Below are 22,984 nucleotides of genomic sequence, written 5' to 3'. Positions count from 1 at the left end.
CGGAGCGGGACGTTGAGATTGTCCCCGCCGCTAGATGCCATGGACGTGTACCGCCGAGATCAAATCGGAGAATGCTTCGGGTATCGGGGGGCGCGGCATGACCAGTTCCTCGACGCTACCTTCACCTGTCCAGTTCTTTTGGACGAAGTCGATCGCGCCGCTCGGCGTGGAGACCGAACGGAGGTTCGCAGTGCGTCCGTGCGCCCTCCACGCGTTCGCGCGGTGGTGGGCTGACGAGGCAAGTCGTCGGGCTGCTTCGCGGAACGAATCGGAGACGCGACGCGGTTCGTGGTCGACGGTTAGACGCAGTTGAATGTGTCCGAGGCTTCGAGCGCGCCAATGCGATTGAGCCGTGAACCTGAGCTCGTCAATGGCGACGCCGCAATCGTCGAGATGTCTCTGGAAATCGGAAAGCTCCGGGCTGAACGCGGCGCTGAGTAGTCCAGCTGACAGGGTCGCCGGCAACGGCGATGCCAGCGCTTGGGGCATGGTGAAGTAAGCGTCGAACGCGAGCCTGCCGGGCCGCGGCTTCTCGTGATGTAGTGCTTCGGCGGGGCGCCGTTCGAGCGGCGGAGCCGAAGGCGGAAGCCAGCCGCTGGCCCCTTCGCCGATGAGGCGTTCGATGAGATGACGCCGGTCGCTTCCCGAATGGAGGACCACAATCACCGGCGGGGGAGATGCCTGCTCGGGTTCGGGAACGAAGCGCAGATCTTCGTAACCGAGGTTGGATACATCTGTCGGCGTCCCAGCTGGGGGCCTCACGTATGGAGAGTCCGTTCCGAACAAGTGCCTGAATCCGGCCTCGGTTGAGGTCGGCCGGGAGTGCGCGAGTTCGGCGAGGACCACTCTTCGCTGCTCCTCGATCAGTGCGTTCGGAGCATCGGCGCACCTGGCCGTCAACTCCGACAGCGAGGCGACGGCATCGAGCCCTGTGCGTCGCTCTGCGGCAAAGATCATGGTGTCGCGGCGAGTACTCGCCGCGGTCAGCCGATCCGAACGAGCTGACATCCCGGTCAGCACATGCTCGCGAACATGCGCGAGGCCATGATGGCCCAGGGGGTCATCCACGGAGCCGTGATGGATCAGCAATCCCGCGTGGACCGCCGGGCTCGACTCGCGTTCGACCGAGACGACGACGGTGCCTTGGGCCGTCTTCAACGCGGTGATTTCCACCGGGCACCCCTATTGTGAGCACGGGGTGCGGCATCTAGTGGGTGCCGCACCCCGCTTCGTACTGCTTAGTAGCAGTGGTTGCGGCTCTCCCAGCTGCTCGTCCACGCCGAGCAGTGATCGAAGCTGGCCCAGCTGAACTGGGCCTCGTTCATGTCGGCTTCTTCCTCGACGGCGACCGTCTGGAGCTCAAGGATCTTCTGCATTTCTTTCACCTCCTCTGGAGATCGTTTGGGTTCCCCGTCGCGTTCGCGTCGGGAAGTCTCATAGGTCAAGTAGTTGCGCGCTTCCGCGCTCCTGCAGATCGAGCGCGTGCAGGATGCCGGCGCCGCCTGTAGCGACATCCGTTGTGATGCGCAGCCCGCTGTCTCCCGCGAAGACGATTCCTGACTCCGAACGGATGGCGAAGAGCGCGAGATTTCTGGCCAGGACCTCGGGGCCGTCGAGCGGAACGTCAAGGAAACGCTGAAGGCCCAGTCGGCCGACTGCGAGGCCTGCGGCTCCTTCGAACAATCCCGGGAAGACAGTGAGAAGGGGTCGTGTCGCGTTGAGCAACGCGGGCGCGGCCTCAACGATCGTCGGGTCGAGATCCGCGCGCTCGAGCCTCTCGAGAACAACGCCGAACCCGGCGCTTCCGCTCGCGAGGTAAGGGATCGAGCGATTTCCTTCTCGCAACTGCAGCGTGACGGATGTCGGGTCGTAGTCGTACCCGGCGAGCTCTTCGAGGAGCGCGCGGTTGCACGCGTCGAGCGCTCGGGAGTCGCCGAACAGCGTCCATGCGCGGCTCATCAACCACGCGACACCCAGATGCCCGTACAGAAGGCCCGACGTGAAGTGCTCGGGCCGGTTGCCCTTGTTGGTGCGGTTCTTTCCCCGTGGTGCGAATAGGCCGGGTGAATCGACATACTCCGTAGCGATCGACATCACAGCATCCTTGGATGCCGCCTCTTGATCCGGATCCAGAACGCCCTCTCGGGCCATGCCGATGAGAGCGAGTAGCGTGCCCGGGCGACCGTCGTAGAGACGGCGCCCGGGTGCCGAGATCATTCGATCGAAATCGCTCGCCGCGAGCACGAACTCGGCCGGCTGAGCGCGGAACTTCGCCCAGATGTCTCCAGCGTTACCGTCGAAGAGACCGTGTCTCGCAGGCGCCCCTTCTCGCTCCGTGATGCGCTTGATCAACGCCTTCGTGTAGCCAGAGAGATCATGCGCGGAACGGGAGGTGCGCGCGGTGAACACGGTGACGAGACCGGCCGCACCGTAGCTCAGCCCGAGGCCTCGGTGGGGAAGGCCATGCGGGTGCGAGCTGGAGGCCGGATCATCCGAGCGGGCGCGAGTCTCGGCGAGACCGCTCGCGACCGACTCTGCCCACGAACTCGGTTCGTCCGAGGTCGCGAGGGCGCTCAGACGCCAGTGATCAGTCGATTCCGCCCGATCGGTGGGCGCCCCTACGTGCGCGCGGCGGTCGAGCTCCGCCAGCAGTGCCAGCAGGGAATCGACGGCAGCGATCCTCAGGCCGCTCCGTCGCAGGTGCTCCGAGAGGAAACGCCGCGTTTGGAACGAGTAGTCGGTCACGAGTTCCGACTGCACGATCAACGGAACGGTGACGAACGCCAGAATCTGCCGTGCGCCGTACCAGTCGATCTGCTCGGGCGTACGCAGGCCCGGCGCCCTGAAACCTGATCCGGCGATCACATGCTCACGTTCGCCGGAACTTGTTCGAGCTGCGCACTCGAAGTCGATCAGGGCCACCGAGAGATCCTCGGCGACAAGGATGTTGTCAGGGTGTACGTCCTGATGTGCCCACCCTGCCCCGTGCATCTGCTCGAGCGCTTTGATCAGGTTCTGTGCGACGAGGAGCGCGCCGCTGAAGTAGCGTTCGAAGTCGTCGGCGCCGGACGCGTAAGCCGGATAGTTGCCGATCACCCATTTGCGAAGAACTAGCCCTGGGCGCTCGTCGAGGGCGACGAAGTCGTTCTCCCAGAGTCGCCCGCGCCACCGAACAGTCGGGACCGCTTCTACTTCGGAGAGTTCGGCAAGGGCGTCGGCCTCATTGGCGAGTCTGTCGCTCGCTGAGCGTCCCATGAAGTCGTGCCCGCTGTGGGCGCGCGCCTCTTTGATGATCACGGGGCGGTCGGCGTGACTACCCCGATAGGTGCCGCCCGCCGTAGAGAACTTCACGGCGCGACTGATCTCGAATGGAAGCTCGATGTCGTCGGAGTTGCTGCGAGCGAGCCAGGCCTCGATGAACGGTGGGTTCTCGAGCCATTCCGGAACATGGAACGCGACAGTGCGCTCATCGGCTTCCCGACTCCCGTCGGCGCCGTTCAGGTAGGCGACGAGACCAAGAGGCGTCTCCTCCGCATCTCGCGGCACGAAAACTCCGTAGCGGAGGTAGACGGGCGACGAGGCCCATCGACGGTCGCTGAGGATGTACGGGCCGCTCTGCCCCGCTAGAGCGGACTCCAGTCCAATCAGCATCGACTCGAGCTGAGCTTCGGTCGGATAGCAGGTGACGAACTTGCCAGCATGCTGACGCGGCGTCGTCTTGCCATTGCGAGCGAGCAATCGCCCCTCGGTCGACAGGTGTTTGAACGGAACACCTTCGCGGAAACAGAACTCCGCGACCAGATCGAGAGTTCGTCGCGCATCAGAGGGGGTCGTCGAGACGTGGATCTTCCAGCCCTGGGTCGGTAGGACGGCGCTGGGGTTCACCAGGTGCGTCCACTCGAAACCCGTCTCGCGGCGCCATCCGGCCGGAACCTGCAGCTCGAACTCCGGGGTCGTGTCGACAGCCAGATCCGGCTCCCGGAAGAAGAAGGGGTCGACGCCGGCGTAGATCTCGAGCTGTCCGTCCACAGGCTTCTCCCCTCGTTTCGTTCTGCTGCGCCCCGTGTCTTCGGGTGACCTCGGAGACCATATCCACGAATCAGAGTTTTTGTCTATACTCGCCGTGACCTTCAGTAGACAGAACTTTCCGCTCCCCCGTACGGGGGCAGAAGAATGGGGCTTTGCATGGCGGCGGAAGAGTCGGCTGACGAGTCGAAAGTCGCCGTCGGGGGCCGCTCTGGGTTGCGCGATCTGTGGCCCTTCGTGGCCTCCCATCGGCTTGCGCTCGGCTTCGGCGCGCTGCTCTCGCTTGCCTCCGCCGGGCTCTCCGTGGCGCAGCCGCTCATGGTTCAGCGGCTTGTCGATGCGGTGTCTCGGTCGCAGCCGCTGGTCTGGCTGGTCGTCGCGCTCGTCGCCGTGACGCTCGGAGAGGCGATCGCAACCGCGGTTAGATCGTGGGTGCTTCAGCGCACGGGTGAGCGAGTCGTGTTCGGCATACGAAAAGCTCTCATCGACAAGGTTTTCTCGATGCCGATCGCCGTTCACGATCGGCGGAGCGCGGGTGATACCGCGTCGCGGTTGACTGGCGATACGGCGGTGATCCGTTCGATGGTGACGGCCGGCTTGTTCGAGCTCGCGTCCTCCGCAGTGATGTTCATCGGAGCTGTTGTCCTGATGATCCTGATGGATCCGTTGCTCTTCGGGATCATTCTCATTGCCATCGCAGTCGGTGCCACTGGCGTGCTCGTTGCAGGACGCCGACTCCGCCAGCTCAGCTTCGGGGCGCAGACCTCGCTCGGCTCGCTGACTGCGGATGTCGTGCGGGGTATTTCTGGGATCCGTACGATCCGGGCATCGAACGCCGGTGATCGTGAAGCGGGTCGAGTGATCGCTCAGGCCAGCGGGGTTCTCGACGCGGGACTTCGCATCGCCCGTCTAGCGTCGCTGATACGTCCACTGATGTCCCTGTGCATCCAGGGCGCCTTCGTCATCGTCTTGGCAGTTGGGGGCGCCCGGGTCGCCGACGGCTCGATGACCCTCGGCAACCTCGTGGCGTTCATCCTCTATCTCTTCCTGTTGATCCAGCCCATCTCGCAGGCATCGGGCGTCTTCACCGAGTACCAGGCGGCAATGGCGTCCCTCGACCGCGTGAAAGGCGTGCTGGCAATCCCCAGCGAAGCGTCGGGTGGCGAGAAGCCGACCGCGTCCTGGGAAATCGAGACCGGCACGAACGTGCCGCTGCTGGAGTTCGACGATGTCGTGTTCTCATATGGCGAGGTACCCGTCCTGGATCGAGTGTCATTCGCGGTCCGTCGCGGAAGCAGAAGTGCGATCGTTGGCCCATCCGGGGCCGGCAAATCGACCGTGCTCGCACTGCTGGAGCGCTTCTACGAACCTGACAGCGGGGAAATACGAATCGACGGCGAAGCGCTCCGCGGCCTCGACCGCGACGCTATCCGCGCCCGAATCGGCTTCGTTGAACAGGATTCGCCCGCGCTGGCTGGCACACTCGCGGACAATCTCCGGCTCGGCGCGAATCACGCGACCGACGACCAGTTGCTCGACACGCTCGAGCGGGTTGGTCTGTCATCTCTCGTTCCGCAGGGTGCGCGTGACCTCGATCGGGATGTCGGCGATTCCGGAGTGATGCTGTCCGGAGGGCAAAGGCAGAGAATCGCTTGGGCTCGAATGCTCCTCAAGGACCCCGAGATACTCCTGCTCGACGAGCCCACCTCGAGCGTCGATGCCCGGACAGAGGCGGCACTGCAGCGTCTTCTCGACGAAGAGTCGCGGCACCGCACGGTGGTGGTCGTCGCTCATCGCCTCGCGACCATCAGCAAGTCCGATCAGATCATCGTCGTCGATGGTGGCCGGGTTGTCGCGGTCGGCGATCACGCGACATTGCTCGATTCCAGTGAAATCTATGCTGACTACGCCGCTAAACAGGCCTTGGCGGTGTGATCCAGATGCAGCTCTCGATCACAGTGCCCGGTCAGATCAACGAGGCGGGTGCGGTCCGCTCGACGGTGTCGCTCGTCAACAAGTCGCCGGCGGCGCGTCTCTGGATCGGGCAGTCGTTCCTCCTCGACGGAATGCAGACTCTCGCCTACGTCGCGGGGACAGGGGCGAGTTGTCCGGTCGGTGTCGGGGTCTCCTTGGCGGCTATGCGCTCACCGTACGAATCGGCCCTCCAGGTGCGAACGCTCGCTGCGCTGTCCGGCCAGCCGGTGTCGGCAGGATTCGGAGCGGCCCAGCCTGGATTTGTACGAGCCGTCTCTGGTGAGGAGTGGAGCGCGCCGGGTCAGGCCCTCCTCGACTATGCAGCGGCCGTGAAAGACGCGTTCGATCCCTCGGCCCAGCCTCGGGATAGTGCCCGATTCACCTCACCCGCATTGCCGCCGCTCGCGGATGCACCCGCGATCGAGGTGGGGGTCGGAGCCGTCCGCCCGTGGCTTTTCTCGCGCGGGCTACAACAAGCTGACTTCGTCGCCACTTGGTTGGCGCCGTCCCACTACGTCGCCACCCAACTCGAACAAACATCGGCCTCTCGCGCCCGCCTAGTCTGCATCGCCCCATTGGCTGTCAGTCGGATTGGCCGCAGCATCATGGTCATCGCTCGTGAAGCCGTAGGCCATCACATTCGACAACCGCACTACGCCGAGATGCTCAGCCACTCTGGCTTGCTACGGGAGTCGGAGGAATCGACGGTGAAGTCGCTCCTGGATAGTGGCACCGTCCTCAACGGCCATCTCGCCTCGGTGATCGACCAGCTTCGGACGCTCGAGACGGCTGGAGTCGACGAGGTCGTTCTCGACGCCACGGCAGTGAGGTCGCTCCGTTCGCACGACGAAGCGCTGGATGACTATGAGGCAGTGCTCAACGCCTGGAGCAATCGAAAGGGATCCCCTGAATGACTGTGATCGAGGCTTCGGCCCTGACGAAAAACTTCCCCCGCCCCGGCGGAGGGATCTCGACAGTTCTCTCCGGCATCGACCTCGCTATCGCAGAGTCTGAGCGTGTCGCGATCGTAGGCGCATCCGGGTCGGGGAAGTCGACCTTGCTGAACTGCCTGAGCGGTCTGGAACCGGTGACCAGCGGTGTCGTCCGCCTTCTCGGCAACGACCTGACTTCGATCAGAAGCAGCGCGATGGCTCGTCTGTATCGAGAGCAGGTCGGCTTCGTGTTCCAGCAGTACAACCTCGTCGCGGCGCTGAGCGCCTTCGAGAATGTCGCTCTCCCGTTGCGGCTCGGCCGGAAGAAGGTGGATTCTGCGTTCGTGCAGGAATCGCTTCGTCGGCTCGGGCTTGCCGATCGCATCCGATCGCGCCCTGCTCAGCTGTCGGGTGGAGAGCAGCAGCGCGTCGCGATCGCGCGCGCCATGGTCACCGATCCGCGCATCATCTTCGCGGATGAGCCGACCGGAGCTCTCGACACGCAGAACGGCGAGCTCGTGATGAGCGCCCTGGAGGCAGTCAAGCAGCGAGGCACTGCGCTGGTGTATGTGACCCACGATCCGGTGTTGGCGGCGCGCGCTGATCGAGTCGTCCTCGTGCGCGACGGGCGTGTCGTGAGCGAGACGACCGGCACGACCGCGGAGCAGATCGTCGAGTCGCTGCGGAACGCGGAGACGAGGTCGTGATCCGACTCTTGTGGGCCTCCATCGTGCGAGAGCCTCGCGCAACGATCGGGCCGGGGATCGTGTTCTTCGCATCGGGCGCCTTCGTCGCGCTCTGCCTCTACATCGTCGTCTCGGCCGCATCGCCGGAGGGTCAGGAGGCGCTTCGAGCCGGCCCCCCGGGAAGCCAGTCCGTCGTCGCGCAGATTGCGATCTTCCTGATGGCTCTCGGCATCGGCGTCCCGACCTGCTTCGTCATCGCGACCGTCGCGACGACAGCGCTGACGCAAGAACGCCCTCGGCTCGCAGCGTGGCGGTTGGCGGGGGCATCGCCGTCGCAGGTCAAGCTGATTGTGCTCGGCCGACTCATCTGCACAGCGATCGTCTTCGCCGTCGTCGGGGCCGTTCTCTCGGCACCGCTCGCGCAGGTCGCGATCGACTTCCTTCTCTCGGTGACGACTGTCGGCGTTCCCCTCCCGGCGCACGTCGATGCTGGTGCCGGCGCGGTGGCCGTCGCGATCGTGGCCTTACTGGCGGTCGTGGGCGGCATCCGACCTGCTGTCCTCGCCGGACGTGTGCCCCCGGTCGAAGCCGTCCGCGAGCGTCGCGAGGCATCGCGTCGTCTCGGGGTCGGACAGTGGATCCTGGCTGGCATCGTCGTCGCTGCAGCGGTATTTCTCGCTTCGGGTGTCGTCGCGCAGCGCACGCCCGGCGCGGCGTCCACGCTCGCTCTCGGGCTGGCTTTCGCTGTAGCCCTGGGGCTGGCGCTTCTCGCTCCCGTGTACGTTGGACCGCTCCTCGCGCTCTGGAGCCGACTGGTGCCGGCCTCCGCCATCCCGGCATGGTGGCTGGCCCGAGCGAGCGCATTGCAGAGGCTCACGACGACATCGGCATCCGTCGCGCCACTCACCATCGCCATGATCGTGCTCGGCACCTACTTCAGCGCATCGCTCACCTGGGAGCTCGCAACCGACTCTCGCCAGCAGGCCGCCGTCAACGCGCAGCAGGGCCTCGTGCTCTTTGCTCCCGGCGCTGCAATCGCGATCCTGGGCAGCGCCGTCGTGTTGTTCGCTATCGGGGGGAACCGCGCTCGGGAGCGGGCACAGTATCGAACTGTCGGCGCGACGACGCTAGTGCTGGCCGCCGCGGCACTGATCGAGGCGGCGATGTACGTGGTCACCGCGACGATCGTGTCGGTGATCGCCATCCTCGGCATCGTCCAGCTATTCGTCGCGGGCCTCGCTGCCGCTAACATCGCCGCGAGCATCCATCTCGACTGGACGGCGCTGGGCGCCTGCATTCTCGTCGGGTTCATCGCGATCGGCGCGACCACAGTGCTGCCGGTATTCAGCGGTACTCGAGACGGCGACGCCGCGGCTCTCGTCAGAGACGCATGACCGGCGGGGTCCACGTTGCCGGCCGGGATTCGAGCCGATTCCAGAAGGTTGGGGTTGAATCCCTCCGGGTGCACAGCAAACCCCCGCTCAGGCGGGGGTTTTCTCGGTTTCGAACGACGTGCTGCAGCCCGACGTGCACCGCGTCGGCGGCATCACCGAGCTGCGCCGGATCGCGCAGATGGCCTCGGGTGCCGGCATCGACGTCATCCCGCACGTCTACTCACAGGCGACTCTGCACGTCGTGCTCTCGCAGCCCAACTGCGGCTGGATCGAGCACCTCACCAACCCCAGCTACTGGGGCCTCCAGCGAGTGTCGCCGCTGTTCCTCGGGGAGTCGCCCGTCGAAGACGGCGTGCCGGCGCTGCCGACGGCGCCCGGTATCGGCCTCACCATCAACACGGATGCGGTGCCCGAGCTGGCCGACTGGAACTGACCGGCGGTCGCCGACGAACCCGCCGGCCCGCATCCGCTCGTGGTGGTCGGATGCGGGCCGGCGCTCTGCGGCCGGACCGTGTCTCTCAGCCTCGACCCGGCAAGCCGAGGTGTGCGCGCAGAGTGTCTGCCTCGTAATCGCGGCGGAAGACGCCCCGTTTCTGCAGTAGGGGGACGACCCCGTCGAGGAACGCGCTGGCGTTGGCGACGGCAGGGATCACCACGAAGCCATCGGCGGCGCCGCTCGCGTGCCATTCCTGAAGCAGGTCGGCTACCGATTCCGGGGTGCCGACGACGATCTTGTGGCCTGCGGAGATGACCTGCTCCTCGACGAGCTGACGCACCGTGTAGCCGTGCGCGAGCGCGAGGCGTCGGAAGAGCGCCGGACCGCTCTGACGTCGACCCAGGGCCCTCTCGTCGAAGGCGAGCCGCTCGGCCGGGATGCGCTCGTCGAGTCCGATGCCCGACAGGTCGACGAAGCCCATGACCTTCTCAAGATCGGCGCGCCCGGCCTCCGCGTCGATGAGATCTCGCAGTTCGCGGTTCAGTGCCGCTGCTTCGCGTTCGGTCTCGGCGACGATCGTCTTGATGCCCGGCAGCACGACGAGGTCGTCGGCGGAGCGGCCGGCGGCGACGGCCAGTTCGCGGATGTCGGAGCGGAACTCACGAGCCTGGTCTGCTGACTGCGCCGCCGTGAAGATCAACTCGGCGAAGCCGGCGGCGAAGGCTCGTCCGGGCCCGGACGCGCCGGCCTGGACGAGCACGGGCTCGCCCTGCGGGCTTCGCGGGATGTCGAGGGGACCCTCGACCTGGAAGAACCGTCCGCGGTGATCGAGACGATGCACCCTGTCGGGGTCTGCGAACACGCCCGCCCGACGGTCGACGCGCCAGGCGTCGCGCTCCCAACCCGACCAGAGTCCGCGCGCGACGTCGACGAACTCGGCCGCACGCGCGTAGCGCTCTTCCTGGGAGGGCAGCTCATCGAGCCGGAAGTTGCGCTCGCCGAACGCGGAGGTGACGACGTTCCATCCGACGCGCCCGCCGCTGAGGTGGTCGAGTGTGGCGAAGGTGCGGGCCACGTTGTATGGCTCAGAGAAGCTCGTCGAGACAGTGCCGACCACGCCGATGTGTCGGGTGACGGCCGCGACGGCAGAGAGCAGGGTGGTCGGCTCGATGCCGATGCCGATGCCGATGCCGATGCCGATGCCGGCGGTGTGGCGGATGCGGTCGGGGTTGAGGTAGGGCACGTCGGCGCGGAAGACCGCGTCGATCTTGTGCTATTCGGCGAGCTTCGCTACCGAGGCGTAATAGTCGAGGGGAACACTTCCGATGAGCACGGCGCCGGTAGGCGGCTCGAACGTCAGGCTGAGGATGGCATCGACCTGTCCGGTTGCGGCGCCGTGCTCCAGCTCATGGGACTTGCCCAGGGCGAGGGTGAAGCGGCGCTCCACCACCCGGTTGCGATCTCGGACAATGCCTCGCGGGGGAACTCGTTGATCACGAAGTCGGTCACTTCCCATGTCGGCATGGAGTCGGCGCGCGTGTGGAACTGTCCGAGCGTCTCGTCGGTGAGTGCGACGAGTGCGACCGCGCGGTGCAGGAATCGCTCCCCAGCCTCGCTGATCGAGGTTCCGTCGGGGCGGCGTTCCAGAAGGGTCACTCCGAGTCGACGTTCCAGTGCGGCGATATGCGCGCTCGCAGTGGACTGGCTCAGATGCTCGCGCCGAGCTGCGCGAGTGAAACTCCCTGTCTCGGTCACGGCGATGAAGCTGCGGAGATGCTCAGTGTCCAGGGGGGGGGGGGGGGGGCGGTCATCAGGCGGACACTAGAGAGATTCGAAACCGCGATGGTGGGGTGCCGTCACACGCGGAAACAGGTGTCCGCTGCGGTCGGTCGAGCCCATCATTCGGAGCCGAGATGTGCGAGGAGTCGATCGCGGGCGTGCTCGAGGTGCTCACGCCCGAGTCGATCGGCCAGATCGGCATCGCCCGCGCGGATCGCCTTGAGCACTCCGCGATGCTCGCGCTCGATCACGGCGGGGTCGAGCAGGTGATGCACCTGCACCTGCGCCAGGCACAGGCGCATCTGGTTGATCAGCTTGTCGTGGATGGCCGAGAGGCCGGCGCTTCCCAGCAGATCGACGAGCTCTCGATGAAACCGCACGTCAGCATCCACCAGCTCGATCAGATCGCCCCGCGCGGTGGCGGTGTGAAGGCGCGTGATCTCGCTCTCGGCGCGTGCGTAGTCGTGGTCCTGCTCGGTCAGACGGCGATACGCCGACGATTCGATGACCGCCCGCGAGAGGTACATGTCGTGCAGCGTCTCGGCACGCAGTGTGAGCACTCGCGCCGCGTGATGGGCGGTGCGCTCCAGTAGTCCCTCGCCGATCAGTCGTTCGACCGCGACGCGGGCGCTGGGGCGTGAGACGCCGAACTGCTGGGCGACGACCGCTTCGGCGACCCGATCTCCGGCCGCGATCTGCTGCGTGAGGATGCGCTCGCGCAGCGCATTCGTGAGCGAGTCGGCGACCGACACCACGGCGAGCTGGTTGTCCTCCATGGCCTCAGGATAGACAGAATCGCCACTTGTGTAATGACTGCACACATGTATTACATTCTTGCTTACTGGCTCGACGGGGAGGAATGGGATGCGCGTGCTGATCGCGATGGACAAGTTCAAGGGCACAGCCACTGCTGCCGAGGCCGGCGAATCGGTTGCCCGTGGACTGATCACAGCGGTCCCTTCGCTGAAGGTCGAGGTCATGGCTCTGGCCGATGGTGGCGATGGCACGCTCGCGGCACTCCTCGGCGCGGGATACGAACGCGTCGACATCGACGTGCCCGATGCCCGTGGCGTCGTCGAGAGTGCGCCGGTCGCGCATCGTAAGACCGAATGGATCATCGAGGTCGCTGCCATCTGCGGCCTCGGTGCCGCTCGACCGACACCCCGGATGGCGGAGACGGCTGACTCAAGCGGCATCGGGGCCGCGATCGAGGCGTCGCTTGACCGGGGAGCGACCGAGATCCGCGTCGGACTCGGCGGCACGGCGACCAGCGATGGCGGCGCCGGGATGCTCCGCCGCCTCGGCGTCCGATTCCGTGACGCGCAGGGCGGCGACATCCCGCCGGGCGCAGCCGCTCTGCGGCAGCTGGCCTCGATCGACTGGTCGGGTCTCGACCCTCGTCTGGCAACCGCCAGGATCATCGGCCTCTGCGACGTCACCTCTCCGCTGCTCGGTCCGACCGGCGCAGCAGCAGTCTTCGGGCCGCAGAAGGGCGCCGATGCGACGACCGTGGACCGGATCGAGAAGGGCCTCACCCGCCTTGCGGCGGTCTCGGCCGAGAACCGGCCTCCGGCGGGGCCACTCGATGCTGCGACCGCCGGCGCCGGTGCCGCTGGAGGGCTCGGGTGGGCGCTCCTCGCGATCGGCGGTGCGCTGGTCAGCGGCGGCGAGCTCATCGCTCAGACGCTCCAACTCGACCGGTCGGTCGAGGTCGCCGATCTCGTCGTCACGGGTGAGGGGCGTCTCGACCCACAGTCGCTTTCCGGCAAGGCTCCCGCGATCGTCGCCGCGTCTGCGCGGCGAGCGCGGGTCCCGGTCGTCGCGGTCGTCGGCCAGGACCAGCTCGGCGACGACGCGCTCGCGCTCGGACTCACCCACGTCATCGCGCTGGCGGATCTCGCCGCGGGAACCGATCGCGACCCGGCCCTGACCCTCCGCACTCTCGAACTCGCCGGCACTCAGCTCGCCACCCGGCTGCGCCTCGCAGGTGCGGCATCAGCGGCAAATCGCTGACCACGAACCACCCGATCATCGAAAGGACGACGATGTCACTCAAGGATCTCCGCCGCAGCTTCCGCGGCCCGGAGGCGTCGATCGACGACCAGGTCGAGAGCTACTCGACCTCGCGCGTTCCCGCATCCCAGCGCTGGCCCATCCCCGCGATCAGCCTCGTGCTGCTCGGCAACGCGACCGCCATGTTCTTCTTCTCGTTCGGCGCCCAGCAGCTGTTCGCGGTCGGCTGGCCTCTCATGCTGCTGCCGATCGGCTACTTCTTCATCGGCGCGCTCGTCATCGGCGCTCTCACCATGCGCATGGCCAGCCGAGAGGGACTCTCGCAGGGGCTCCTCTCGCGCGGGCTCGGCTTCGGCGCGCGCGGCGCCGCGGTGACCTCGTTCATCTACGCGGTCAACTTCGTCTTCTACTTCCTGTTCGAGGGCACGATCGTCTCGCACGCGATCGCCTACTCGCTCGGCATCGACATCGGATCGATCGGCGGGATCGTGATCTTCGCGCTCGTCGGTCTGGTCACGATCGCGCTCGTCTGGCGCGGCATGTACGCCATGTCGGTCATCCAGACCTGGGGCTTCCCGATCTTCGTGCTGCTGCTCATCTGGGCGATCGTCGCGATGGCGAATCAGCCGGGTGGCGGCGCGGCGTTCGACTGGGGGCCGATCGGCGTCGGCGGAGGCGCCGGCCTCGCCGCGGCCATGAGCCTCGCCAACGGCCAGATGATCTTCCAGGGCCTCATGGCCACCGACTACGGCCGCTTCGCCGCGCAGAAGATCCGATACCGCGGCACCGGCGCGATCATGCTGCTCGAGCTCATCCCGATGTTCGCCGTCATCGGCCTCGGCGCCTTCTTCGGGGCAGGTCTGGTCGGCGCGTTCGGTGCTGAGAAGGCTCAGGACCCGGGCTTCGTCTTCGTGCACCTGATGGGAATCGGCGGCGTGATCTTCGTCGTCATCACGCAGATCCGCATCAACGTGATGAACCTCTACGGCGGCTCGATCACCCTCGCCGCCGGCTTCGATGTGATCGCCCACTTCCGCCCGGGCCGGCCTTGGTGGATGTTCGGCGTCTGGCTCGTCGGCGTGGTCTGCTACGCCTTCAACGTGATCAACCACCTCGGCACCTTCCTCGCCATCACCGGTGTGCTCACCAACACCTGGGTGCTGGTGCTCCTGGCCGACTACTTCGTCTGCCGTCGACTGCTGAAGCTGGGGCGCACGCACGACATCGAGTACGAGGAGGGGAACGTGCGCGCTTGGAACCCGTGCGGTCTCGTCTCGCTGGGTGTAGCCGTGGCCGTCGGGGCGGCGGGGATCGTCGGTGTCTATCCCCTGGAGTACGCGTCGTTCGTCGCGATGATCGTGGGCCCGGTGCTGCACGTGATCCTCACGGCGGCCACTGGCGGCCGGTTCTATCGGCCGAAGGCGGGAGCGTCGATCGCCGAGGAGGTCGCCCGATGATCCGAACCGCAGCCGCGGGAGTGCCGCAGTCGGTCTGGTCGCCGTCGTGGAGCTGCGACTCCGCGGTGGCCACCCCTGCCGGTTCGGCCACTGGCGTGACGATCTTCGGCAAGAACAGCGATCGCCCCGCCGGCGAGGCGCAGCCGCTGCGGCAGCGTGCCGCCCGCCCCGAGGCCGGCAGCACGGTGCGACTCGCGCAGATCGAGATCGATGATGCGCCCGCTTTCGCGCACCTCGGATCCGCCCCGTTCTGGTGCTGGGGATACGAGTCGGGCGTGAACGAGCACCGGGTCGCCATCGGCAATGAAGCCCTGTTCACCCGTCCTTTGCGCGCAGCCGTCGACGCGGCCGGACGAGGGCAGGAGCCCGAGCCCGGAATCCTGGGCATGGAACTGGTGCGACTCGGGCTCGAACGGGCGGCGACCGCGCACGAGGCGGTCGCCGTGATCACGGGTCTGCTCGAGCGCCACGGGCAGTGGGGTTCCGGCAAGTTCGGCGAGAGCGCCGCGACCGGCGCCTACGACAACTCCTTCCTCATCGCCGACCCGAACGAGGCCTGGATCGTCGAGACGGCCGGTCGAGAGTGGGCCGCGCGACGTGCGGGCGCTGTCGACAGCATCAGCAACGAGCCGTCGATCCGCACCGCCGCCGACCTGCTGAGCGACGGAGCGACGGACCTCGCGCGCGGATTCGGCTGGGCGGAGCCGACTCCTCTCGACTTCGCCGCGGCATTCGCCGATCCGTTGGTTCCGTTGCAGGTCTCGCACATCCGCCGGGCACGTTCCGCCGAGCTGCTCGAACGCGGACGCGCGGCTGGCGGCGTGGACCTGGCGGGGATGCGGGGCGTGCTGCGCGACCACCTCGAGGACTCGTTCCTCGGCGGGCCGTACTTTGACGCCGCGAACCCCGACTTCCTCACCCTGTGCATGCACGAGGCGCCATCAGGATTCACCTGGGGCAACACCGCCTCATCGATGATCGCCGAGCTCAGCACCGATCCGGCCGATCTCGGCGTCGTCTGGTGGGGCGCCGTCACGCCGTGCACGACCGCCTACGTGCCGGTGTTCCCGGCGGCGGTCCTCCCGCCCGACCTCACGACGCCCGCCGCGCGGCCGGCTGCGCCGCCGTCGACCTTCGGGCAGGACCGCTTCGACCCGGCGTCGTTCTGGTGGCGCACGCAACGAGCACTCGACTCGGCCCGTGCCTCCGGGCACTTCGCCGAGGTGCAGGCGGCATTGCGCGCGCGGCTCACGCCGGTCGAGGCTGAACTCGAGGCCAGGGTCGCCGAGCTCCGGGAGCTGTGGCGCGACGAGCCCGGCGCCGCCCCGCTGGTCGAACGGGCGGCGACGCTGACGGCCGATGCCGTCGCCTCGATCGACCGCGAGACCGAGGCGGGTCTGCGCGACGCGGGTGCCGAGTCGCGAGTCGACTCGCGCTGGTACTGACCCGCGGCATCAAACGGAACCCGCTCTGTCGCGGTGGTAACGACAGAGCGGGTTCTTCTCTCAGCGTCGTCGCATCGCGCTTCTCAGTGCTCGCGCCCTAGCCGTGGCTGCGGGCAGCGAGTAGAACGGGGACGTGTCGACGCAGGCGGATCGCCCGGTCGCGATCGCGGGGCCGCGCGGTCGGCTCGTCGCCGTGCGGCGACCGCGCGCGGTCACCGCGGCCGCGCTGCTCGTCACGGTCGGGGCGGTGATCGCGGCGGTGTCGCTGCTGCTCGACGCGCTCGGCGGTACCGCCACCTTCGTCACGCATCCCGTGAGCGTGATCGCGCAGGGCGGGTCGGCCGTCGGCGTGGCCCTGCTGGCCGCGCGCCGTGCCGGCCTGGGCGACCGTCGGGGCGGCTGGTGGATGCTCGCGCTCGCCGCCGCGCTGCTCGGCTACCTCGCGCTCGGCGCCGTCGCGACGCGCACCGCCGCATCCGCGTCGCCGGCCGTGGTCGCCGTCGTCGTCGGGCTGTGGAGCGTGTGGTGGGCCGTTCCGTCGACGCTCGTGCAGCTCGCCGCGCTCGACGCCGCCGGGCTCCGTCGACGGTCGACCGCGGCGATCGGCGCCCTCGTCGCGCTCATGATCGGCCTGGCCGCGTTCGTCACCGACTCGGTCGCCCCCTTCGCCGGAGTCGCCCCCGCCGCGCCCGGCGCCTGGCGCTCGAGCGGACTGCTGGATGCGTTGACGATCGTGCAGGGCGTGATCGCGCTGGCGATCCCGGTCGGGCTCGCGGTGCGGGCCGTGCGGCTGCGGCGCGTGGTCGATGTCGGGGCTGCCGCGCGACGCCGCCCACGCGACGCCGGGATGCGGTCGCACTCCGCCGCGCTGCTGCTCGCGGCCGCGGCGGCCATCCCGCCCCTGCTCGTCGTCGTCTGCATCGGGCTCGCGATCGCGCGCGACCCGGGCGCCGTCGACCCGGCCGTCGGCAGCGTCGGCTATCTCGTCGCGCTGTCGACCGGATGCCTGCTGGCCGCCGGCTGCCTCGGGGCGGTGCGTCCGGCATCCCCCGCCGTGGTCGGCCGCCTGATCGCCGGCGTGCTCGGCGGCTACGCGCTCGTCGCGCTCGTGATCGCCGCGACGCTGCTCGGGTCTGCTCTCGCCCCGGCCGGACCGCTCGCGGTCGCCCTCGTCGGAATCGTCGCCACCGCGCTCGCCGCGGCCGCCTGGTGGATCGCCTGGCGTCGCCTGCTCGCCGGGATCGCCGCGAACGAACCCGCGCCGGCGAGCGCGCCGCGCTTCGCGATGCTCAGCCCGCGCGAGCACGAGGTGCTGGCGCTGCTCGCCGACGGCGCGCGCGATGCCGAGATCGCCGCGAGACTCCACCTCTCGGAGCGCACGGTCGAGTCGCACCTGAACCGCGTCTTCGCGAAGCTCGGGCTCGACGCGGCCGACGGGCGCAACCGGCGCATCCTCGCCGTGCGGGCCTGGGCCGAATCGGGGGCTCCGGCGCCGCCGGCGAACGGATTACGGGAAAAGCCGGATACCGCGGCGGGGCCCATCGGTCGAGCGTAGGGGCGGCGGGAGAGCCCCGCCTCCGACCGAAAGGCCCCCGATGTCGTCGACAGCCCCCGCGTCAGCGAACAGCCTCGCAGCGACCTCCGCGTCCTCAGCCCCCGGCACCCGCATCGACACCGATCCCGACACCGACGCGATCGGGGGAGTCGATCCGTCGGCGGCGGAATCCCCGTCGCATCCGCAGCCGAACGCACCTCGCACAGCCCTCCCACTGGGCCGCGCGCGCATCCCCGTCGCCGTGGCGCTGCTCGCCGCCGGGGTGGTGACCTTTCTCGTGATCGACCCCCTGCTCGCCTGGGACGAGCAGAACCCGTGGCTCGGCCGCGGCCGCCTGTTCCTCTATTTCACGACGCAGTCGAACGCGCTCGCCGTCGCCGCCTACGCGGCCTTCGGCGTCGCTCTGCTGCGCGGCCGACGACCCGGCCGCGCGCTCGAGCTGCTGCGCGGACTCGCGACCGTCGACATGGCGATCACCGGCATCGTGCACGGACTCGTGCTCGCCGATCCGTCCGCACCGTGGAGCTTCTCGGAGTTCGTGCTGCACCAGGCCGGCCCGATCCTCATCGCGCTGTGGTGGATCGCTCTGCCGCCGAGCCCGCGGCTGTCGTTCGCGGCCGTTCCGCTGTGGCTCGCGCATCCGCTGATCTGGACCGCCGGCGCCCTCACCTACCGCGCCGAGTCGAGCGATGGATGGGCGCCCTACTTCTTCCTCGACCCGACCCAGGTCGACGGCTGGGGCGGGGTCGCGACCTTCGTGGCCGTGATCCTCGTCGCGCACGCCGTGCTCGGCGCCGGCGCGGTGCTCGTGTCGCGGGCGCCGTGGGCACGGCGCGGCTGACGGGAGTCGGTGACCGTGAGCGGGTCCGCGCTGCCCCTCACCGCACGAGCAGGTACAGCGCCCCGACCACGGTGAGCACCAGCACGATGCGGGTGAACTGGGTCTGGGTGAGGCGGCGGGCCAGCCAGCGGCCGCCGAGGGCTCCGAGCAGCACGGCGGGGGCGAGGCAGAGCACGAGCAGCGCCGACTGCCAGCTCAGCAGGCCGAGTCCGATCACGATGGGCAGCTTCGCCAGGTTCACGCAGGCGAAGAACCAGGCGGAGGTTCCGAGGAAGGTCAGCACGTCGAAGCGCAGCGCCAGGAAGTAGAGCGACATCACCGGGCCGCCCGCGTTCGCGACCATCGTCGTGAAGCCGCCGAGGGCGCCGAAGGCGATCGCCTCGGCGCGGCGGGCGCGGGATGCGGTCGCAAGAGTGGTGCCGGAGGCGGAGGCCCCGACGCCCGACGAGCCGACGGCCGAGGAGCCGCCTGCAACGCCGGACGCGGCGCCGCCGGCCGCAGCGAGCGCGACGCGCGACCGCCGCCGCGACCACAGCGTGATCGCCACGAGCAGCAGCAGGATGACACCGATCACCTTGCGGGCGATGCCGTCATCCACCAGGAGCAGGAAGATCGCGCCGAGCGCGATGCCGGCGACGACCATCGGGATCAGGCGCACCAGCAGCCGCCACTCGGCGTGACGACGGTAGCTGAGCAGCGCGGTCACGTCGCCGACGATCAAGAGCAGCAGCAGGCACGCGGTCGCCTCGCGGGCGGGGACGACGGCGGCGAAGATCGCGACGGCGACGGTCGTGGCTCCGGAGGTCGCGGTCTTCGCGATGCCGACGACGAGGGCGGCGACGACGAGCAGGGCCCACGCGGCCGGCGCCAGATGCTCCACCGTTCCGCCTTCCCTGCCGTCGCCGCGATCGACCCCGCACAACTCTGGCACCCGGCTCGGGCATGCTGGCACCGATCAGCACTCGCGTCAACCGGTTGCCAACTACCCGTGACGCGACCTCAGTGCCAGCGCGGTTTGTCTTGCGCTGTCAGTGATCATCGCCCCGATCACATTTTGGCAACCGCTTGCACAACTCGGATCACCGCCCTACAGTGATGGCCACGGCCACCCGAGAGGGGTGGTATCCCCGATGCCGTGGAAAGCGATGTGAGGCGACGATGACGACCCCGACCTGGACGCTCTCGGGCTTCGGCGATGAGATCGACCCGGACCCGGCCATCCAGGTCGCCGTTCTCAAGGCGCTCGGCGCGAACCACATCGAGGTGCGCAGCGCCTGGGGCGTCAACGTGGTCGACCTCGACGACGAGCAGCTCGCCGCGCTCGCCGACATCCTGAAGAACGCCGGCATGGGCGTCAGCGCGATCGCCTCGCCGATCGGCAAGGTCGACATCGCCCTCGACCCCGAGCTCGAGGTCGCCCGACTGCGCCGCATCATCCGCGTCGCGCAGGCGCTCGGCACCGACCGCATCCGCATCTTCTCCTTCTTCCGCGCCGAGGGCGTGAGCGTCGACGAGATCCGCGAGCCGGTCATCCACGCGCTCACGCTGCTCGCCGCCGAGGCCGCGTCGGCCGGCGTCGTGCTGCTGCACGAGAACGAGAAGGCCATCTACGGCGACACCCCCGAGCGCGTGCTCGACCTGGTCACGGCCGTCGACTCGCCCGCCCTGCGCCTCGCCTGGGACAGCGCCAACTTCGTGCAGGTCGGCGTCGCCCACCCGCACGACGACGGCTTCGAGCAGCTCGCGCCCTACATCGACTACCTGCAGGTGAAGGATGCGCTGACCGCCACCGGCGAGGTCGTGCCGGCTGGGCAGGGCGACGGCCAGGTCGCCGACACGATCCGCGCCCTGCGCGACCGCGGCTACAGCGGCTTCGCCTCGCTCGAGCCGCACCTCGCGGCCGCGCACGAGCTCGGCGGCTTCTCGGGTCCGACCGCGTTCGGGGAGGCCGGGCGCGCGCTCGCCAAGATCCTCGACGCCGAGGGGATCGCGACACGATGAGTGACATGAGCGACAGCACCGCCCTCGTCCGCGCCGCCGTCATCGGCTGCGGCGACATCTCAGCCGTTCACCTCGCCGCGATCGCCGCGCGCCCCGGCACGCGTCTCGTCGCGATCGCCGACACCGACGTGGGTCGCCGCGAGGCCGCATCCGCGACCCACGCCGTGCCCGGATTCGCCACGCTCACCGAGCTGCTGGATGCGATCGAGGTCGACGTCGTGCACATCACGACCCCGCACTCCGAGCACGCCCCGCTCGCGATCGAGGCGCTCGGCCGCGGCGTGAACGTGCTGCTCGAGAAGCCCTTCGCGCACAGCCTCGAGGCCGGCCGCGCACTGGCCGACGCCGTAGCCGCGCCCGGCGCCGGAAAGCTCGCCCTCTGCTTCCAGAACCGCTACAACACCCCGGTGCGCGCGCTGTTCGATCGCCTGCGCTCGGGCGACCTGGGCGAAATCCGCGGCGCCGTCGGAACCGTGCTCTGGCACCGCACCGCCGACTACTACCGCAACCGCCCGTGGCGCGGCACCTGGTCGGGTGGCGGCGGCGGACTGCTGATGAACCAGGCCATCCACACCCTCGACCTGCTGCAGTGGATGCTCGGCCCCGTCGAGCAGGTCAGCGGCAGCGCATCCACCCGCTCGCTCGCCGACGTGATCGAGGTCGAGGACACCGCCGAGATGCTGCTCACCCACGCCGGGGGAGCGCAGAGCGTATTCTTCGCGACGCTCGCCAACAGCCGCAACGCGCCCATCGAGATCCAGCTCGAGACCGAGCACGCCGTCGCGACCCTGCGCGGAGACCTCACGATCGAGTGGGCCGACGGCCGCGTCGAGACCGTCACCGAGCCGGTCACCGCGACCGGCGAGCGCTCGTACTGGGGCGTCTCGCACGAGCTGCTGATCGACCACTTCCACTCGACCCTCGCCGACCCCGAGCCGTTCTGGATCGGCGTCGACGCCGGCCTCGACACCCTCACCACCATCAACGCGGTCTACGACGCCTCGTTCCCCGATCGAGCCGCCCGCACCGCAGTCAAGGAGACAGCAGAATGACCGACCAGGTCCGCCTCGGCATCGTGGGCTACGGCGCCCAGGGCTCGATGTACGCGAAGCTCATCCGCGACGGCGCGGTGCCGAGCATGACGATCGGCGCGATCGCCGACATCGACGCCGACAAGCGCGCGAAGGCCGCCGAGGCCAACCCGGGCGTGGCGATCCACGAGAGCTTCGACGCGCTCGTCGCGAGCGGCGACGTGGATGCGGTCATCACCACCGTTCCGCACTTCCTGCACCCCGAGATGGGCATCGCCGCCCTCAACGCGGGGCTGCACGCCCTCGTCGAGAAGCCGGCCGGCGTCTACACGAAGCAGGTCGCCGAGCTCAACGCGGTCGCCGCCTCCAAGCCCGAGCTGACCTTCGCGATCATGTTCAACCAGCGCAACAACCCGCTGTACCGCCGCCTCAAGGAGATCGTCGACGCGGGCGAGATCGGCGACATCCTGCGCACCAACTGGCTCATCACGAACTGGTGGCGTCCGCAGGGCTACTACGACCAGAGCGAGTGGCGCGCCACCTGGGGCGGCGAGGGCGGCGGCGTGCTCGTCAACCAGGCGCCGCACCAGCTCGACCTCTGGCAGTGGATCTGCGGCGTGCCCAAGTCGGTGTTCGCCAAGGCCGCCTTCGGCTACCGCCGCGAGATCGCCGTCGAAGACGAGGTCACCGCGCTGATCGACTACGGCAACGGCGCCACCGGCGTCTTCGTCACCGCGACGCACGACATCGTCGGAACCGACCGCTTCGAGATCCTCGGAACCCAGGGCAAGATCGTCGTCGAGGGCAGCAAGACCGCCACCGTGACCCGCCTGAACAAGCCCGAGATCGAGCTCAGCGCCGGCATGGACATGAGCGACGTCATGCGCCTCTTCATGGGCGAGTTCGACCCGGCCGAGCTCTACACGACCGAGGTCATCGAGTTCGAGTCCGCCTGGGGCGGCCAGCACGCCGGCGTGCTCGAGAACTTCGCGCAGGCCATCCTCACCGGCGCCGAGCTGCTCGCACCGGGCAGCGAGGGCATCAACGGGGTGCGACTGGCGAACGCCATCCACCTCTCCGCCTGGACCGGACGCGAGGTCGACCTCGACTCCGACCCCGACGTGTACCTGGATGCGCTCAACGAGCACATCGCCGAGGAAGGGAAGTTCCCGACCCGGGCCTGAGCTGACGAGCGGGTCGCGACACCGCGGCCCGCTCCACTCCCCGAACGCGCCGCGACCGGCCCGTGACACCGCACGGACCCGGTCACGGTGATCCGTCGCGCCCCGGCGCGATCAACCGCACCACCAGAACGCATCACCCGAACACGGAACGACAGCACCACCTGCACAGCACCACACGAACACCGCACCACCGCCATCCCGGCACCCCTGCACTGCACTCGACGACGAGA

20 protein-coding genes and 1 pseudogene are annotated in these 22,984 nt (G+C 68.5%); 13 read left to right on the top strand and 8 right to left on the bottom strand.

Features of this window, described 5'->3' with window-relative positions; all coding sequences use genetic code 11:
- Nucleotides 1-30 precede the first annotated feature (30 nt).
- From BJ979_RS01670 to lanKC, 3 genes are all read right to left on the bottom strand, one after another.
- Nucleotides 31-1,173 carry a peptidase M16 family protein gene (locus BJ979_RS01670; protein ID WP_179564575.1) on the bottom strand — a complete coding sequence of 381 codons (1,143 nt, stop codon included), beginning with the start codon at nucleotides 1,171-1,173 and terminating at the stop codon, nucleotides 31-33.
- A 65-nt stretch (nucleotides 1,174-1,238) separates the two neighbouring features.
- Nucleotides 1,239-1,376: a hypothetical protein gene (locus tag BJ979_RS01665; protein ID WP_179564573.1), complete on the bottom strand. Its 138-nt coding sequence runs from the start codon at nucleotides 1,374-1,376 to the stop codon at nucleotides 1,239-1,241.
- 58 nt (nucleotides 1,377-1,434) lie between these two features.
- Complete coding sequence (gene lanKC / locus BJ979_RS01660) at nucleotides 1,435-4,029, bottom strand: class III lanthionine synthetase LanKC (RefSeq protein WP_179564571.1); 2,595 nt, start codon at nucleotides 4,027-4,029, stop codon at nucleotides 1,435-1,437.
- Nucleotides 4,030-4,185: 156 nt separating this feature from the next.
- Here lanKC and BJ979_RS01655 point away from each other — a divergent pair, with 156 nt between their 5' ends.
- From BJ979_RS01655 to BJ979_RS01635, 5 genes are all read left to right on the top strand, one after another.
- Nucleotides 4,186-5,961, top strand: a complete 1,776-nt coding sequence (locus tag BJ979_RS01655; RefSeq protein ID WP_179564569.1) for an ABC transporter ATP-binding protein — start codon at nucleotides 4,186-4,188, stop codon at nucleotides 5,959-5,961.
- Between the two features lie 5 nt (nucleotides 5,962-5,966).
- Nucleotides 5,967-6,914, top strand: a complete 948-nt coding sequence (locus BJ979_RS01650) for an LLM class flavin-dependent oxidoreductase (RefSeq protein ID WP_246286854.1) — start codon at nucleotides 5,967-5,969, stop codon at nucleotides 6,912-6,914.
- Nucleotides 6,911-7,639 carry an ABC transporter ATP-binding protein gene (locus BJ979_RS01645; RefSeq protein WP_179564565.1) on the top strand — a complete coding sequence of 243 codons (729 nt, stop codon included), beginning with the start codon at nucleotides 6,911-6,913 and terminating at the stop codon, nucleotides 7,637-7,639. The genes BJ979_RS01650 and BJ979_RS01645 overlap by 4 nt, the downstream gene beginning before the upstream one ends.
- The gene (locus BJ979_RS01640; protein WP_179564563.1) at nucleotides 7,636-9,012 is read left to right on the top strand and encodes an FtsX-like permease family protein; all 1,377 of its coding nucleotides are present in this window, start codon (nucleotides 7,636-7,638) and stop codon (nucleotides 9,010-9,012) included. The genes BJ979_RS01645 and BJ979_RS01640 overlap by 4 nt, the downstream gene beginning before the upstream one ends.
- Nucleotides 9,013-9,130: 118 nt before the next feature.
- Nucleotides 9,131-9,445 (top strand): enolase C-terminal domain-like protein, encoded by a 315-nt coding sequence (locus BJ979_RS01635; protein ID WP_179564561.1) that lies wholly within the window; start codon nucleotides 9,131-9,133, stop codon nucleotides 9,443-9,445.
- Between the two features lie 85 nt (nucleotides 9,446-9,530).
- On the opposite strand, the gene BJ979_RS01630 is transcribed toward BJ979_RS01635, so the two are convergent.
- The 4 genes and pseudogenes from BJ979_RS01630 to BJ979_RS01620 all read right to left on the bottom strand — a co-directional run bounded on the left by BJ979_RS01630 (nucleotide 9,531) and on the right by BJ979_RS01620 (nucleotide 12,117).
- Nucleotides 9,531-10,715 carry an NtaA/DmoA family FMN-dependent monooxygenase gene (locus BJ979_RS01630; protein ID WP_343046757.1) on the bottom strand — a complete coding sequence of 395 codons (1,185 nt, stop codon included), beginning with the start codon at nucleotides 10,713-10,715 and terminating at the stop codon, nucleotides 9,531-9,533.
- A gap of 6 nt (nucleotides 10,716-10,721) precedes the next feature.
- Entirely contained in the window at nucleotides 10,722-10,895 is a 174-nt protein-coding gene (locus BJ979_RS18040) for a hypothetical protein (protein ID WP_343046553.1), read from the bottom strand.
- Between the two features lie 167 nt (nucleotides 10,896-11,062).
- Nucleotides 11,063-11,236, bottom strand: a pseudogene (locus BJ979_RS18035) (LysR family transcriptional regulator); the annotation flags it as partial.
- A 110-nt stretch (nucleotides 11,237-11,346) separates the two neighbouring features.
- The gene (locus BJ979_RS01620) at nucleotides 11,347-12,117 is read right to left on the bottom strand and encodes a GntR family transcriptional regulator (protein WP_179564557.1); all 771 of its coding nucleotides are present in this window, start codon (nucleotides 12,115-12,117) and stop codon (nucleotides 11,347-11,349) included.
- On the opposite strand from BJ979_RS01620, the gene BJ979_RS01615 reads away from it, so the two are divergent.
- The 5 genes from BJ979_RS01615 (at nucleotide 12,092) to BJ979_RS01595 (ending at nucleotide 18,538) form a co-directional block, all read left to right on the top strand.
- A complete protein-coding gene (locus tag BJ979_RS01615; protein ID WP_179564555.1) occupies nucleotides 12,092-13,240 on the top strand; it encodes a glycerate kinase in 1,149 nt (382 codons plus the stop codon). The two genes, BJ979_RS01620 and BJ979_RS01615, sit on opposite strands and share 26 nt — an antisense overlap.
- A 32-nt stretch (nucleotides 13,241-13,272) precedes the next feature.
- Entirely contained in the window at nucleotides 13,273-14,697 is a 1,425-nt protein-coding gene (locus BJ979_RS01610; RefSeq protein WP_179564553.1) for a purine-cytosine permease family protein, read from the top strand.
- Nucleotides 14,694-16,142: a C69 family dipeptidase gene (locus BJ979_RS17290; protein WP_218853410.1), complete on the top strand. Its 1,449-nt coding sequence runs from the start codon at nucleotides 14,694-14,696 to the stop codon at nucleotides 16,140-16,142. The genes BJ979_RS01610 and BJ979_RS17290 overlap by 4 nt, the downstream gene beginning before the upstream one ends.
- Nucleotides 16,143-16,275: 133 nt before the next feature.
- Nucleotides 16,276-17,697, top strand: a complete 1,422-nt coding sequence (locus BJ979_RS18030) for a LuxR C-terminal-related transcriptional regulator (protein WP_218853409.1) — start codon at nucleotides 16,276-16,278, stop codon at nucleotides 17,695-17,697.
- A gap of 241 nt (nucleotides 17,698-17,938) precedes the next feature.
- A complete protein-coding gene (locus BJ979_RS01595) occupies nucleotides 17,939-18,538 on the top strand; it encodes a Pr6Pr family membrane protein (protein WP_179564550.1) in 600 nt (199 codons plus the stop codon).
- Between the two features lie 37 nt (nucleotides 18,539-18,575).
- On the opposite strand, the gene BJ979_RS01590 is transcribed toward BJ979_RS01595, so the two are convergent.
- Nucleotides 18,576-19,418, bottom strand: a complete 843-nt coding sequence (locus tag BJ979_RS01590) for a sulfite exporter TauE/SafE family protein (RefSeq protein WP_179564548.1) — start codon at nucleotides 19,416-19,418, stop codon at nucleotides 18,576-18,578.
- A 278-nt stretch (nucleotides 19,419-19,696) separates the two neighbouring features.
- Here BJ979_RS01590 and BJ979_RS01585 point away from each other — a divergent pair, with 278 nt between their 5' ends.
- Genes BJ979_RS01585 through BJ979_RS01575 form a run of 3 tightly spaced genes read left to right on the top strand, consistent with a single transcriptional unit; the run spans nucleotide 19,697 to nucleotide 22,754 of the window.
- Nucleotides 19,697-20,539 carry a sugar phosphate isomerase/epimerase family protein gene (locus tag BJ979_RS01585; protein WP_179564546.1) on the top strand — a complete coding sequence of 281 codons (843 nt, stop codon included), beginning with the start codon at nucleotides 19,697-19,699 and terminating at the stop codon, nucleotides 20,537-20,539.
- A 5-nt stretch (nucleotides 20,540-20,544) separates the two neighbouring features.
- Complete coding sequence (locus BJ979_RS01580; protein ID WP_179564544.1) at nucleotides 20,545-21,591, top strand: Gfo/Idh/MocA family protein; 1,047 nt, start codon at nucleotides 20,545-20,547, stop codon at nucleotides 21,589-21,591.
- A complete protein-coding gene (locus BJ979_RS01575) occupies nucleotides 21,588-22,754 on the top strand; it encodes a Gfo/Idh/MocA family protein (protein ID WP_179564542.1) in 1,167 nt (388 codons plus the stop codon). Before BJ979_RS01580 ends, BJ979_RS01575 begins: the two co-directional genes overlap by 4 nt.
- Nucleotides 22,755-22,984: the final 230 nt, after the last annotated feature.

Origin of the sequence: Schumannella luteola (assembly GCF_013408685.1) — a bacterium.
GTDB classification, from domain to species: Bacteria; Actinomycetota; Actinomycetes; order Actinomycetales; family Microbacteriaceae; genus Schumannella; species Schumannella luteola.
Note: the sequence above shows the minus strand (reverse complement) of the source record. Positions and strands in the feature narration are given on the sequence as shown.